11 protein-coding genes are annotated in these 13,872 nt (G+C 35.0%); 1 reads left to right on the forward strand and 10 read right to left on the reverse strand.

Annotated features, from left to right (window positions below; all coding sequences use genetic code 11):
• Positions 1 to 97: 97 nt before the first annotated feature.
• The gene (locus SAUT_RS06585; RefSeq protein WP_245534131.1) at positions 98 to 766 is read left to right on the forward strand and encodes a uracil-DNA glycosylase; all 669 of its coding nucleotides are present in this window, start codon (positions 98 to 100) and stop codon (positions 764 to 766) included.
• 104 nt (positions 767 to 870) lie between these two features.
• Here the strand turns inward: SAUT_RS06585 and SAUT_RS11610 are convergent, their stop codons facing one another.
• The 10 genes from SAUT_RS11610 to SAUT_RS06635 all read right to left on the reverse strand — a co-directional run bounded on the left by SAUT_RS11610 (position 871) and on the right by SAUT_RS06635 (position 13,822).
• A complete protein-coding gene (locus tag SAUT_RS11610; RefSeq protein ID WP_013327102.1) occupies positions 871 to 2,829 on the reverse strand; it encodes a hydrogenase/urease maturation nickel metallochaperone HypA in 1,959 nt (652 codons plus the stop codon).
• 6 nt (positions 2,830 to 2,835) lie between these two features.
• Complete coding sequence (gene hypE / locus SAUT_RS06595; protein ID WP_013327103.1) at positions 2,836 to 3,834, reverse strand: hydrogenase expression/formation protein HypE; 999 nt, start codon at positions 3,832 to 3,834, stop codon at positions 2,836 to 2,838.
• Entirely contained in the window at positions 3,831 to 4,976 is a 1,146-nt protein-coding gene (gene hypD / locus SAUT_RS06600; RefSeq protein WP_013327104.1) for a hydrogenase formation protein HypD, read from the reverse strand. The genes hypE and hypD overlap by 4 nt, the downstream gene beginning before the upstream one ends.
• The gene (locus SAUT_RS06605; protein ID WP_013327105.1) at positions 4,976 to 5,245 is read right to left on the reverse strand and encodes a HypC/HybG/HupF family hydrogenase formation chaperone; all 270 of its coding nucleotides are present in this window, start codon (positions 5,243 to 5,245) and stop codon (positions 4,976 to 4,978) included. The genes hypD and SAUT_RS06605 overlap by 1 nt, the downstream gene beginning before the upstream one ends.
• 5 nt (positions 5,246 to 5,250) lie before the next feature.
• On the reverse strand, positions 5,251 to 6,033 hold the full coding sequence (gene hypB, locus SAUT_RS06610) for a hydrogenase nickel incorporation protein HypB (protein WP_013327106.1): 783 nt from the start codon (positions 6,031 to 6,033) through the stop codon (positions 5,251 to 5,253).
• 24 nt (positions 6,034 to 6,057) lie between these two features.
• The gene (locus SAUT_RS06615; RefSeq protein ID WP_013327107.1) at positions 6,058 to 6,699 is read right to left on the reverse strand and encodes a hypothetical protein; all 642 of its coding nucleotides are present in this window, start codon (positions 6,697 to 6,699) and stop codon (positions 6,058 to 6,060) included.
• A 104-nt stretch (positions 6,700 to 6,803) separates the two neighbouring features.
• Positions 6,804 to 9,074, reverse strand: a complete 2,271-nt coding sequence (gene hypF / locus SAUT_RS06620; RefSeq protein WP_013327108.1) for a carbamoyltransferase HypF — start codon at positions 9,072 to 9,074, stop codon at positions 6,804 to 6,806.
• A gap of 128 nt (positions 9,075 to 9,202) precedes the next feature.
• On the reverse strand, positions 9,203 to 9,727 hold the full coding sequence (locus tag SAUT_RS06625) for a HyaD/HybD family hydrogenase maturation endopeptidase (protein WP_013327109.1): 525 nt from the start codon (positions 9,725 to 9,727) through the stop codon (positions 9,203 to 9,205).
• Complete coding sequence (locus SAUT_RS06630; protein ID WP_013327110.1) at positions 9,709 to 11,406, reverse strand: nickel-dependent hydrogenase large subunit; 1,698 nt, start codon at positions 11,404 to 11,406, stop codon at positions 9,709 to 9,711. Before SAUT_RS06630 ends, SAUT_RS06625 begins: the two co-directional genes overlap by 19 nt.
• Positions 11,399 to 13,822, reverse strand: coding sequence for a hydrogenase small subunit (locus tag SAUT_RS06635; RefSeq protein ID WP_013327111.1), 2,424 nt, complete (start codon positions 13,820 to 13,822; stop codon positions 11,399 to 11,401). The genes SAUT_RS06630 and SAUT_RS06635 overlap by 8 nt, the downstream gene beginning before the upstream one ends.
• Positions 13,823 to 13,872 lie beyond the last annotated feature (50 nt).

The raw sequence follows: 13,872 nt of genomic DNA on the forward strand, positions 1-13,872 counted from the left end.
TTTGTGCATATGCTAATATGTATAATAACATATTTTTCACTCATAAAGTAGAATTTAACCGCAGTTTTACTATACTTTATATAATATTTTATGAATGGTGGTAGTATTGAAATCTTATCAAAATCTTGTTTTACTTCAAAACCTATACCGCTTAAAAGCAATGGGTTTTGAGTACATAGAACACTTTAATGTAAACGATAAAACAAACTATGAAAAACCAAATACACTTGAAGCATTAGCGCAAAATATAGCTTCATGTCACCTGTGTGATTTAAGCAAATCAAGAACACAAAGTATGAGCGGCTACGGTAGTAAAGATGCTAAGCTTGTCATTATAGACTATAGTGTATCCCAGGCACAAGACAGTTCAAACTCATACTATGCCGGGCGGTCTGGAGAAACATTAAAAAACATGATAGAAAAGGTTTTACATTTGAGCATAGATGACATTTACTTAACGCATGCAGTAAAATGTAAACCACTTCAATCAAACAAACCTTCTCCCTCAGAATATAATTCTTGTAAAAACTATCTGTTTTCCCAGTTAGATTTCATAAAACCCAAGGTCATAGTAACCCTGGGTGAAGATGCTTACACACACATCACCGGGGACACAAACTTTGAAAATGTCAGAGGCCATGTCATAGATTACAAAGAGTATAAACTTATTCCAATTTATCATCCTCAATACCTTTTAAGAAACCCTCATCTAAAAAAAATCACGCTAAATGATTTAAAAACTATAAAGAGCTGTTTGCAGGACTGAAATACAACTGTCTACAATGATATTCTAGTCTCTTTGATGTTATACTGTTAAATAACAAAACTAAATTCTATGTTTTTTAGTTAGGTTTCTTTATAGTTGATTCCTTATTCCATTTCCAAACTCATGAGAAACATATCTTCTCCGTCAATTACTTGTACATCTATAGATTCACAATTTTGACAACAATAGTCTATTTTTTCGAGCTCACTGATATTTCCGCAATTATTACATTCAATCGTCAAAGGTTGTATATTCACAATCAATTCAGCTCCATCACAAACTGTTTTTTCCTTAAAAGTGTTAAATGCTATCTCAAGTAAGTGTGATTCTACGCCACTCATAAGTCCAATTTTTACAACAATTTTGCGAACCTTTGTAGCTTCATTCTCTGCTGCTATTGTTTCAATTTGTTCCAGTAAGGCTTGAACAACACTATACTCATGCATTTTGACTCCTTTTAGTCTCTCGGGTGTTTTTGTCGGACATATTTTATATACAAACTCATGACGCAATTTATGAAATGCACTCTCTTGATTCCAAAACTCAGGGTACATAGTTTCAAGTTCCTGTTTTTTGCAAGATTCCATAAAATCCTTGTCCATCTCAAGTTGTTCCTGCTTTTTCCAAATAAAATCTTCACTATATAAAGAAGCTGTAAAATCATGCAAATTCTTATAATAGCTATTTTCTGAAAAAACTTCATCTACCATAGCTATTTTTTTTGCATAATTAACAGATATCGGTAAAGCATCATTTAAAAGTTGTTTAGCCATTTCTTGTCCAACTCTTTTTGGTAAAGTATAGGTATGATATTCACTTCCGCTTAATCCCAGTGTTTTATAGTGTGGATTCAAAACTACACTCTCTTTTGCAACGACATAATCACATGCCAAAGCAAGAAATACACCACCTGCCCCTGCATTTTGAGCTAAAGATGCCACTGTTGCAACTTCATCCGCTTCTAAAATTGACTTTATCAAGTCATTCATAGCATTAATATTACTCCAACCGTCTTCACCCTGTTTTTTTGAATCTTCCAGAATATTAAGGTGAATACCATTAGAAAAAAAATCTAAACCGCCACAAAGTACAATAACTTCACTTTCTTCTTTTAAATATTCAAAAGCATACTTTAACCGCATACATTGCTCCGAACTCATTGCTCCGTTATGAAAATTGAAATTCAGATACGTCACTTTCCCTTTTTGTTCTACACTTATTTCATAAAAAGTATTATATGATTTATCAAAAATCAAAGGTATTCTTAACTCTTTTATGCCTGCTATTTTTTCTTTTAAAACATATGTTGCCGGCAGTTTAAAACGATGCGGTTCTTTTAAATGGCTAATCCAGACAGCTCCATCTTTTGTACCTATACATACGGCACCATCTCGTTTAGCAAGTATTTCTTTAAGATTTCCTCGCAATTTATCTTCTTTATGAACACCATACAGGTAGCATCGCACTCCACAAAGTTCATCAAGAACACCGGGAAAACTATCACTAAGGTTAATCTTATCTATAATTATGGATGTAGAGTCTTCCTGCCAGTTAATTGTTCGCATTACCGTAGTATATTTTTTATGAATAGGATTTAATAATTGTAGTATCTGCACTGGTTTAGACAAAAAAATTTCAAGAGCTTTAAGAGATGCAGATACCACTTCTTGACGATATAATGAAGCTTTATAAGTTTCTCGAACGCTAAAATCAGAGTAGGCTACAATATCTCCTCCATCATACAAAGCATTTGCCCGAAGAAGCACAACACCCCACTCTTTTGTATGACTTTTCAATGCATATTCCAAAGAATTTGGTCCCCTATCCCCAATGGGACCCGGATGAAAAATATATGTTGAATATCTTTTATAAATTTCTTCAGGTATAAAAGCTTTTAAATAAGGTGCTAAAATCAACTCAGGTTCAAATTCCAAAACCTCTTGAATCATCTGCTCTCTATGAATGCCAAATACTACATTCAATTTATGCCCGTCATCTTTTAACCTTGTATATACAGCCTGAGATAATGAATTAAACGCAGTTACAAGGAGTAAAATTTTCATATAAACCTAGCAAATTCTCGGTAACAATTCACCTGTCGGTGTATCTAAAAATCTTTTTGTACCATAAGAGCTTAATAAAACTACTTTACCGGTATACATATCACTTACATTAGCAATTTTTACTGCATTATTTGAATTTTCAAATTCATGTAATACATTGAGGGCTTTGTCTTCATCCTCTTTTTTTATCGCTAAAACAAAAGTTCCTTCATTTGCAAGATTTACCGCTTCAAAACCGAGCATTTCACAAATGCCCCTAACTTCTTCTGATACAGGGAGAGCATCTTCTTGGACCTCTATACATATTTTTGATTGTTTAGCCCATTCGTTAAGTACGGCACTGACACCGCCTCTTGTAGCATCACGCAATGCAGTAATATTTACCCCAGCTTCTATAAGAGCCTGCACTTGATGTGTCAGCGAAGCACAATCACTCTTTAGCTCTGATGTCAGTTCGATGCCTTCACGTGCTGCAAAAATAGTAGCACCGTGACGACCTACATCCCGGCTGACCAAGATGACATCATCTTTGCTGATATTGTTTGAACTTATATCTTTTTTTTTAATTTCTCCAATACCGGTAGTATTTATAAAAATTTTATCGACACTGCCACGAGGAACTACCTTGGTATCTCCGCCTACAACAACAGCACCATTATCTTCAAGCTCTTTTTTCATACTGCGAACAATTTTTTCAAGTTCTCTAGTAGAAAACCCTTCTTCTATAATAACGCTACATGTAAGGTACTTCGGTTGTGCACCCATCATGGCCAAATCATTGCATGTACCGCAAATAGCAAGTTTTCCTATGTCTCCACCGGGGAAAAATAGAGGACTTACAGTAAAACTGTCTGTGCTAAATGCGAGCTTTCCGTTATGTATAACGGCTGCATCTTCGCTTTTTTCTAAAATTTCATTTTTAAAAGCTTTATAAAAAATTTTGGTAATAAGTTCATTATTCTCTTCTCCACCGTTTCCCATAGCTAAAGTTACTTGTTTATTCATAATAAATTCCCATATTTATAATAAGCAGCACAGGCACCTTCACTACTTACCATACATGAACCAAGCGGAGTTGATGGTTTACATGCTGTACCAAAAATTGTACACTCATGCGGTTTTGCCATTCCGCGCAAGATATCACCACATATACAAAGCTTATGATCTTCTATCTCTTCACGCGGTAAAATATCTGCATATATCTTTTCAGCATCTATTTCAGAGAACTCAAAACGAAGTTTGTACCCACTGTCAGGCACATTACCAAGTCCACGCCACTTAAAGAGTGAGGCTTTTTCAAAGTATTTCCCTATCAATGCCTGTGCTTTTAAGTTTCCATCATGTGAAACAAGTCGTTTATATTCAACTTCTAATTCACATCTGCCCTCATTAAACTGGCAAACAATCATAAGAATAGCTTCCATAATATCCACAGGTTCAAAACCGGCAACAACTACTGGCCGATGATACTCTTTTGGAAATTTTTCATAAATTTTACTTCCGGTAATAACACTTACATGTGATGGACCCAAAAAAGCATCAATTGCGTTATTATAACTGTCTACATGTTCATCTCTACTATCAATAAGTTCAACCATCACTTCGGGTACTGTTACATGATTAATATGAAAAAATATATTTTTAATACCGCGTTTTAAAACAATATCTATAAAAGATGTTGTCATAGGTGTAGTAGTTTCAAATCCTATTGCAAAAAATATTATTTTTTTATCCGGATTTTCCTCTGCAATTTTAAGAGTATCTAATGGTGAGTAAACAAAACGAACATCAGCACCTTTAGCTCTGGCATCCTGTAAGCTTCCTTTACTGCCTGGGACTTTAATCATATCTCCCAGTGTTACAAGTATTGTATCCTCTTGTTGGGCCAAAATATATGCATGATCAATTCTCTCTTTTGGCATAATACAAACAGGACATCCAGGGCCATGTATAAAGTTAATATTTTGTGGTAATAGCTGAAGAAGACCAAATTTCATAATGGAGTGAGTGTGACCTCCGCAAACTTCCATGATATTTATAGGACGAGGCAGTTGTTTGGCCTCTGTATTAATGAGTTTTGCAAAACCTTGGATTACTTCTGGATTACGAAACCCCTCATATAAGTCTTTTAGCTGTAATTCATTCATTATGCACCTCTATTTGAGCAAATATCATCCTCTTCTTCATTAAGTTTTTCAAGAATTTCATTATATACTTTTAGAGACTCTAGAGCATCTTCTTCATCGATCTTGTTCATAATAAATCCGATATGAAGTAAGACATAATCACCGATCTCAACAGCACCCTCTTCCATAAGTTCCAAACCAGCTTCACGCTTTACGCCCATTGTATCAACAATTGCAATATTTCTCTCTAAATCCAGTTCCACCACTTTGCTCGGTATAGAAAGACACATTTTGCCTAACTCCTCATCTTTCTTTTGAATTCTATCCAATCAATAACTTGTTGGATTGAACTTTTATCTTTGATGTTTATTTCAAGTATATCTACGCCCGGTTTTATTTTACGAGCCTCTTTTTTCTCATGTTTTAAATCATAATCAAAATATGGAAGTAAATCTGTCTTTGTTATCAAAACTAAGTCGGCCTGACGAAACATTACCGGGTACTTTTCTATCTTATCACTTCCTTCAGGGACAGAAACCAGTACTATATTTAAATGACTGCCAACATCGTAACTTGCAGGGCATACAAGGTTGCCTACATTTTCAATGAAACATACATCGATCTCATCCAAAGGCATATCATGTAGACCTTTGTGCACCATAAATGCATCTAAATGGCACGCCGAACCCGTCTGTATTTGGTATGCGGGAATTCCCTTAGATTTAATTCTGTCTGCATCCCTGGAAGTTTCCAAATCTCCTTCAATAACACCAAATTTAAAACCTGCCATCTCTGCCATATTTTCCAAAAGTGTTGTCTTGCCGCTGCCAGGACTACTCATAAGGTTAATACTCAAAACATTATGATTGTCCAAATGTGCACGATTATGTACTGCTTCTTGATTATTCTTGTCCAATATTTTTGTAATCACATTTATTGTTTTTGTATCATTTAACTGAGGATTATGATGCAGCGTTTCATGTGCTGCCTGATGTTGATGAGAATGATGATGTTCATGGTCGTGATGATCAGTTCCTAAAGTTGTTCCTGCTATACTGCATCCACAATCTGCACACATATATTTTTCCTTACTTATAAATTTTTACGCTAAAAGCATATCTGTTCCAACAAGAACAGAGACTAATCCTGCTGTTACAAAAACTCGTCTTACATTTGTTTTATTTGTTAAAAACTCTTTATTTATATAGAGTATAACACCACCAAAGCCAACAAAGACTAAACTAACCCCCGCAACAAAAGCTAATACCATACTAAAATCTATTGCCTCACCATGTAGCATTCCAAGAGTAACTAGCATACCCCGCACACCGCCCATACCCATTAACGCACCTATAGTCCACGCAGAAGTAGTAGCCACAGAGGTATCGTGCGAGTGCTCTTTTCCGAAATAGATGTGAATATGTTCCTTACCTTCGTGGATATGTTTATTAAGATGAATCTTGTCTGTAAATACCATATAAAGCAGATAAATCCCCATTGCAATAATAACAGCCGATGAGATTACATCACCATAAGCAGTCGCACTCTCTGGCAAATGGTATATCTCTAAAAGCTTCGCAAATATAAAAAGCGTCATACCGTGTCCAAAAGCAAAGGCCAAAATAATTAGCATTGTTTTTTTTATAGACTTTCCAATGGAAAAATCTGTAATTGCCGTTAGATGATCCGATCCAAATGCATGAAGAATTCCATACCAAAAAATTATCATATAACCCAATTCCATTACAATCCTTTTAAAAAATTTTCTATTATATTAAGAAAAAGATAAAAAAGCCAATATCTTATATGTTTTTTGAACTAAACTGGAGCATTTCTGCTATTTCAACTTCATTGGCTATTTTTTAGTGCATAATATGCTTGTCCAAGAGAAATACTCCCATCATTAACCGGTGTACTCTCTTGAATATAGCATTTAATGTTCAATTCTTCAAATTTCTCTTTGATTTTTGCAACTAACACCTTGTTCTGAAATACTCCACCACACAGTACAACAGGCAAATGTGGATATTTACCAGAGATATTAACGACAATATCACACAATGTGTTTAAAAATTTTGCAGCTATTTTCACAGATGATTCTTCTTCTAAAATCTCATATACCATCTCTTTATAGCTTATTATATTATTATCTATGATATATGTATAGTTTTTTTTAGAAGCAGACTGTTTTGCCATTCTTTCAATAATAAGACCACTCTCACCCTCATAACCCAAATCATCAATATTGCCACTCAGTGCATAAACACCGTCAAAGAGCCTTCCAACTGATGAACTTTGTGGCGAATTTATCTTTCGTTGATACATTGTATGAAGTGTTTTAATCTCGGAGATAGAGAAACTTTTTACCAAAGGATATTGCATTACAAGTATTTCTTGAAGAGAAAAACACTCAAAAAGTAAAGACAAGCCAACTCTCCTTGGTTCTCGTACTGCTTTTTCGCTGCCTAAAAGGTATATATTTTGCAGATGATAAACTCTCTCATACTTTTGAGGTGAAGCTATGAGCATTTCTCCACCCCATAGCGTTGCATCATCCCCATAGCCTGTTCCATCAAAACAAAATGCCAATACTTCTTCATCTAAAGAGTACTCTGCCATGGTTGCCAATGCATGTGCATAATGATGTTGTAACTCTACGAGTTCAATATCTGCGTGAGATGATATATACTCTTTTGCCCATGCAGTTGTTTCATATCTTGGATGTTTATCACAAACTATTATGTCCGGTTCAAAGTTGTAAAATTTCTTAAAAGTATCTAAAGTTTTTTCAAAATATTCAAATGCTTCTAACGAGTTTAAATCACCTACATGTGGCGATAAAATCATATTATTGTCAAAGACAAGTGTCATAGTGTTTTTTTGGTTTGCACCCACTGCAAGAATCTTTTTTTTGCAATTAGCCTCTGTAAAGAAGCTTTTTGGTCCAAATCCTCTGGCAAGTCGTAAAAAAAGTGTTTTCTCGTCCACACTCATAACTACACTATCATCGCATGCATTTATTATCTCTCTGTCATGCGTGAGTATATTCTCTACAATAAAAGAGAGTTTTTTTACAATCTCTTTTTCATCAGTAACAATAGGCTCATCGCTCACATTTGCACTTGTAGCGACTATTGGTGTTTTTAATATTGTCAGTAAAAGTTCATGTAGTGGCGTATAAGGGAGAAACACACCTATCCTGTCTATATTTGGGGCAATTGAATCAGCTAAAAAAGTAGTATCTTTTTTCTCAACCACTACAATGGGTCTCTCGCGTGAGAGAATAAGTTCTTCATCTTTTTTGGAGAGTTTTGCCACTTTTTTAATCTCTTTAATTGACAAAAACATTACAGCCAAAGGTTTTGTAGGTCTATGTTTATTTTTTCGCAACTGCTTTACTGCTGACTCATTTGTAGCATCACATACAATATGAAAACCACCTAAACCTTTAAGTGCAATACTTTTTCCATTTTGAATCAATTGAGCACACTGCTCTATAGGGTTTGTATCATTAACGGTATCACTGTCTATGTTTTTAATTACTAATCGGGGACCACATTTATAACAGCTAATGGGTTGGGCATGGTATCTTCTGCTAAAAGGATTTTCAAACTCTGCTCTACACTCATCACACATTTCAAATTGTGCCATTGAAGTATTTATTCTATCATAAGGAAGCGTTTTTGTAATTGTATATCTTGGTCCACAGTTGGTGCAATTTATAAACGGGTATTTATATCTTCTATTATTTTTGTCATTCATCTCCAAGAGACACTCATCACACAGTGAAACATCAGGAGAGACGAGTGTAGTAACACTGCTGTTCTTTGATTTTACTATTTCAAATTCTATCTCATTTTTACAAGAAAGTATTTTTACATTGAGTTGTTCTATCCTACTCAGAGGTGGAGCGGAATTTTGTAACGCATCTACAAAAGCGTCTAAAGCAACCTTGTCACCTTCAATCTCTACAATAACACCTGAACCATCATTGTAAACGCAGCCTGCAAGCTTATCCTTTTGTGCCAATTGATAAACAAAAGGCCTAAATCCCACACCCTGGACAATACCAAAAATGGTAAGTTGCAACCTTGTTTTAGATATAAACTCTACTGACAACGATATTCTCCTTAGTTTTTCCCTTTAGTTCACCGATGAGTTCACAAAAATAGTCTCCAATACTTTCAAGCACTTTCTTGCTATTCATTTCGAAGGACAATTGGATAAAGCACTCAAAAAACTTTATATCATAATCTCAACTCATCAATTATTTCAGCTAATAAAACATTATCTTTTTTCACAACTTCAATACCTAAAATTTCTACCTCTTTTAGAAGTGTTTGTATAAGTAAATCAAACTTTCTATGTAAAACTTCACTAAGCCCTATTCCAATAGAGTTAATGTCTTGAGGTATTATGCCAAAGAGTGTTATATTTGCTCTTTTACCATGTAATTCACATATCTCTAGCATCTCTACTACCTCAACTTCGTGAGCTGTATTTTTATATCTACTGCTATTAAGTAGTTCATCTGACGGAATTTTATATATCTCTCCTGCTTTGTCATCTATAGAGATTGTATCAACTATAAAAACATTATCATAATTTAAAAAATATTCTGCAAGATTAAAGCCAAGTGTACCACCATCAAGAAGTTCTAATTTTTGTTTAAACTCGTAATTTTTTCTAAGGTAATTTATAGCTATGACACCTATCCCATCATCACAAAAAAGTAAATTTCCTATCCCTATGACTATGTTTTTATTTTGCATCTGCTTAACTCTTTACCATCTGCATCTATAACATGAACCGCACATGCCAAGCATGGATCAAAAGAGTGCAAAACTCTTAAAACTTCCAAAGGTTTTGAAGTGTCTTCTATCTTTAAGCCAACCAGAGCCTCCTCATATGCACCTCTGAGTCCGTCAAAATTTCTAGGTGTTGCATTCCATGTTGTTGGTGCTATTACTGAAAAGTTTTCAATACGAGCATTTTTTATATTTATAAAATGAGATAGAACACCGCGAGGCACTTCAAAAAATGCTCTCCCTTTTGCCTCTTTTTCTAAAGAGTTAAAATCAAATTTTACCCATGTATCCGTATCATAGTATTTTATATTTTGTATCAGGCGAGAGACAAGCTTAAAGATATACTCACATATATAGTTCGTTTCTATTGCCCTTGCTGCATTTCTACCAACAGTAGTAGATAAATCCATCAGCTCCAAATCTGTCTCTTTTAAAAACTCATCTACAAAAGATTTTATAAGAGTGTTATCTTTAGTATAGCTAATTAGCACCCTTGCGAGTGGTCCACTCTCCATAGTTTTTCCGTTGTATCTTGGAGCTTTTACCCATGAATATTTATCACTATTCTTTGCAGTTTTTAAAGAACCATCTTCATTTAGGTCTGTGTAGTGCACTTCATCATACCCCAGGGTACCTTCTCTCACATTGCCATTCATTTTGTCTTTATACCAAGCACGGTCAACCTCTTCTGTTATTTTAGTCTCATCAAAATCTTCTATTGTTTCAAAATCATGATTATAAATAACACCATCACAAAAGAGTTTTCGCTCCCCCTCAAATTCATAACCACCAACAGATAAAAAGTTACCATTGGCACGACCAATTCCAGCTTTTACCTCATCTCTATAAGCGATAGACAACAGCTTTGCATCTGGGAGGTAGGCACGTTCTATAAAATCTTTCGCCTCTTTGATGATAAAAAGATAATCATTTAACCGTTGAGGATTTAACATGTCAGCGACACTTGTTACACCACCAACTACTATGCTTTGCGGATGTGGGGTTTTACCACCAAAAATAGCTACGGCTTTACTTATATTTGTTTGAAATTTAAGAGCCTCTAAATAGTGAGAAATCATAATGAGATTTTGTTCAGGAGTTAGTTTATAATCCACATGACCCCAGTAGCCGTTTGAAAATGGACCAAGTTTTCCAGCCTTTACAAAGTTACCTAATTTCTCCAGCACTGCTTCATAATGAGAGTGCGAGTTCCTAAAAGGTTTTTGCGTGTACTTATGAGCCTCTTTAGAAGTTGCTTTTGGGTCTGCCTTTAAAGCAGTTGTTACATCTACAAAATCCAAAGAGTGAAGATGATAAAAGTGCACAACATGATCTTGAATAAAAAGTGCCATAGCCATCAAATCTCTGATAATCTCAGCATTTTTAGGAAGTTTTAAAGAGTAAGCATCCTCCACACTTGTAACAGCGGCACGAAAATGAGAGTTTGTGCAAACACCACATATACGCCCTGCCAAAAGTCCGGCATCACGAGGGTCTCGCCCTTTTAGTATCATCTCTATGCCACGAAAAAGCTGTCCACTGACATATGCATCTTTTACAACGCCATCTTCATCCACCTCAATTTCAGCCCGTAGATGCCCTTCAATCCTTGTAATAGGGTCAATAACAATTTTTTTAGTCATTATTTTCTTCTTCAACATATTTCCTCTCATTTGCAAACTTATCTACAAAACCTCTCTCTACACATCCCATACATCCATGTCCGGCTTGAACAGGCCAACTTGTAGAGCTGTTAAACTTCATAGTTGGACAATTAACATTTGTATATGGACCTTTACATCCCATCTCAAAAAGGCAATATCCTTTTTTAGCACCTGCATCTCCCCACTCTTGCACAAATTCACCTAGCTCATAGTGCCCGCGTCTTTCGCAATTATCATGAACTCTTCCTTTATAAGCCCATAAAGGTCGATTAAATTCATCAAGGGCAGGTAACTCTTCAAACATGATATATGAGAGTAATGTTCCTACAATATTTGTTGGATTTGTTGGACACCCCGGTATATTTATAACATCCTCTCTCTTTAGTGCCTGAGCTACTCCAACTGCTCCAGTTGGATTTGGAGAGGCCGCTACTACACCGCCGTCAAACGCACAACTTCCAACTGCGATAACAAGAGCTGCATCATTTGCACATTTTTGAAGTAACTCTATACCGGTTTCTCCTTTTGGACCTACTCTTAGAAATTTTCCATCCATTGCCATAGGAACCGCACCCTCTACTATCAAAATATATTCACCCTTTTGATTTGTGATAATATCTTCTAAAATAGTCTCGCTTTGATTTCCACTAGCACTCATTAAAAGTTCATGATAATCAAGCGAAATATAATCAAATATCAAATCTTCAATCGCCGGATTTGCCGACTTTATAAATGCTTCAGAATTTCCGCTACAATCCGCTAACTCAAGCCAAACTATTGGAACTTTGTTTAAAGACTTAACACCTTTTTCAACCACTTCTTCAAAATTTGGATGAAGCTGCATAGAGGCTGTAACCATTGAAATCCAACTATTTATCTCATGTTTTGCAATATCTAAGGACTCCATTGCCGAATCAAGGTTATCTGCTGTAAGAGAATTTCTTGGATGAATCACATTAAACTTATCTAGGCGTTTTTGAATCTCTCTTATCTCTTTTTCTCTTTTAATATCCTCTGGAGTTTTTCTCGGCATATTTGGATCTATGAGATGTTGAGAATCTTTTATGACATTCTTCACCATCATTTTACATCTGCCACAAACTCTACCAGCATTTGAGAAATCACTTAGTTCTCCAAATGAAGAAATTCCAGTCCGAGTGACAATATCTACCAAATCTTGATAGTAAACATGCTCACAACTACAAATAAGCCGGCCTCTCTCACCTATAAGTCTGTTTTGATAAAGATAGTTAATATCTACCTTATCCGCGATCTCTATTAAATTTTCTATATAGCCAACATCCACATTGGAGTTTATCCCTATAAATCTTGTAAGTTTATCTTCACGTATAAAGTATTCATCTATTCGGTTATCCTTTTTTGAGGTGATAAGCACCTTCTCGTAATCACTACTCGATTTTGGCGAATGGACTTCAACTAAGTCAAACTCACCAACTTTTAACATGTCAATACTGACTTCAAGTTTAAACTCTTTTATATCTGTTTGCAAAATGTGAGATATGGCACAATCTGCCTCGCTCGTACACTCTTTGACATGTCCGGCTATAAAGTGTAACTCTTCAACTTCTGCACACTCTCCAACAGCGTAAATATCCTCATCCTCTGTTTGCATATAAAGGTTGGTTAAGATTCCTTTGTTGCATCTCAAAGTCTCTCTAAAAATCTCAATATTTGGTTTTATACCTATAGCAAAAATTAAAAAAGGATTTTTGATTTGAAGTTTTTTAGTTTTAAGAAGTGTTATTTCTTGATTATTTACTTCATGTTCAACTATCTCATCTTCGTAAGATATTCTAACTTTTCCACTCTTTGTGCAACACTCTTGGATCATTTTTATGGAGTCAATAGATAGGTGCTTGCTGTAAAGATGAGTAGAGCGTAAAAGTAGTGTTATATTTTTTACATGTGGCATCTCGTCTAAAGTCTCAAGAAGTTCAAGTCCTAAAGGACCGCCCCCTACTATAACAATCTCTCTATTTTCAACACCATTTTTAATAAGTTCAGAATCTTCAACACTTCTAAATACAGTCGCATTTTTAATGCCCTCTATATCAAAGAGTGTAATGGGTTTAGAGCCAGTAGCAATAATGAGTTTGTCATAACTAAACATTGAGTCGTCTGAGAAAACTTTCTTTTTTGATTTGTCTATTTTGTTGATTTTTTGATTTAGTTCAAGTTTTACAGTAGGGTCAAGATCCAAAGATATTGTATCACTATCTTCTGAGCCATCAACTAAACGACAGAGATGTATCCTGTCATAAGGAACATATTTTTCATCGCTAAGTATCATTACTTCTAAAGCAGAATTTTGTTTTTTCAGGTTATTTGCTAAATATACTGCAGCTATACCACCACCGACAATCACTACTCTCATGATACGACCTTTATATAAAAAAGTTATATCTGTATATTATATAACTTTTT

The organism is Sulfurimonas autotrophica DSM 16294, assembly GCF_000147355.1.
GTDB lineage: Bacteria > Campylobacterota > Campylobacteria > Campylobacterales > Sulfurimonadaceae > Sulfurimonas > Sulfurimonas autotrophica.

Bases quoted from the DNA above. Each gene is read 5' to 3' on its own strand.
- SAUT_RS11610 (WP_013327102.1), bottom strand. From the start codon at position 2,829: ATGAAAATTTTACTCCTTGTAACTGCGTTTAATTCATTATCTCAGGCT.
- hypE (WP_013327103.1), bottom strand. From the start codon at position 3,834: ATGAATAAACAAGTAACTTTAGCTATGGGAAACGGTGGAGAAGAGAAT.
- hypD (WP_013327104.1), bottom strand. From the start codon at position 4,976: ATGAATGAATTACAGCTAAAAGACTTATATGAGGGGTTTCGTAATCCA.
- SAUT_RS06605 (WP_013327105.1), bottom strand. From the start codon at position 5,245: ATGTGTCTTTCTATACCGAGCAAAGTGGTGGAACTGGATTTAGAGAGA.
- hypB (WP_013327106.1), bottom strand. From the start codon at position 6,033: ATGTGTGCAGATTGTGGATGCAGTATAGCAGGAACAACTTTAGGAACT.
- SAUT_RS06615 (WP_013327107.1), bottom strand. From the start codon at position 6,699: ATGGAATTGGGTTATATGATAATTTTTTGGTATGGAATTCTTCATGCA.
- SAUT_RS06625 (WP_013327109.1), bottom strand. From the start codon at position 9,727: ATGCAAAATAAAAACATAGTCATAGGGATAGGAAATTTACTTTTTTGT.
- SAUT_RS06630 (WP_013327110.1), bottom strand. From the start codon at position 11,406: ATGACTAAAAAAATTGTTATTGACCCTATTACAAGGATTGAAGGGCAT.
- SAUT_RS06635 (WP_013327111.1), bottom strand. From the start codon at position 13,822: ATGAGAGTAGTGATTGTCGGTGGTGGTATAGCTGCAGTATATTTAGCA.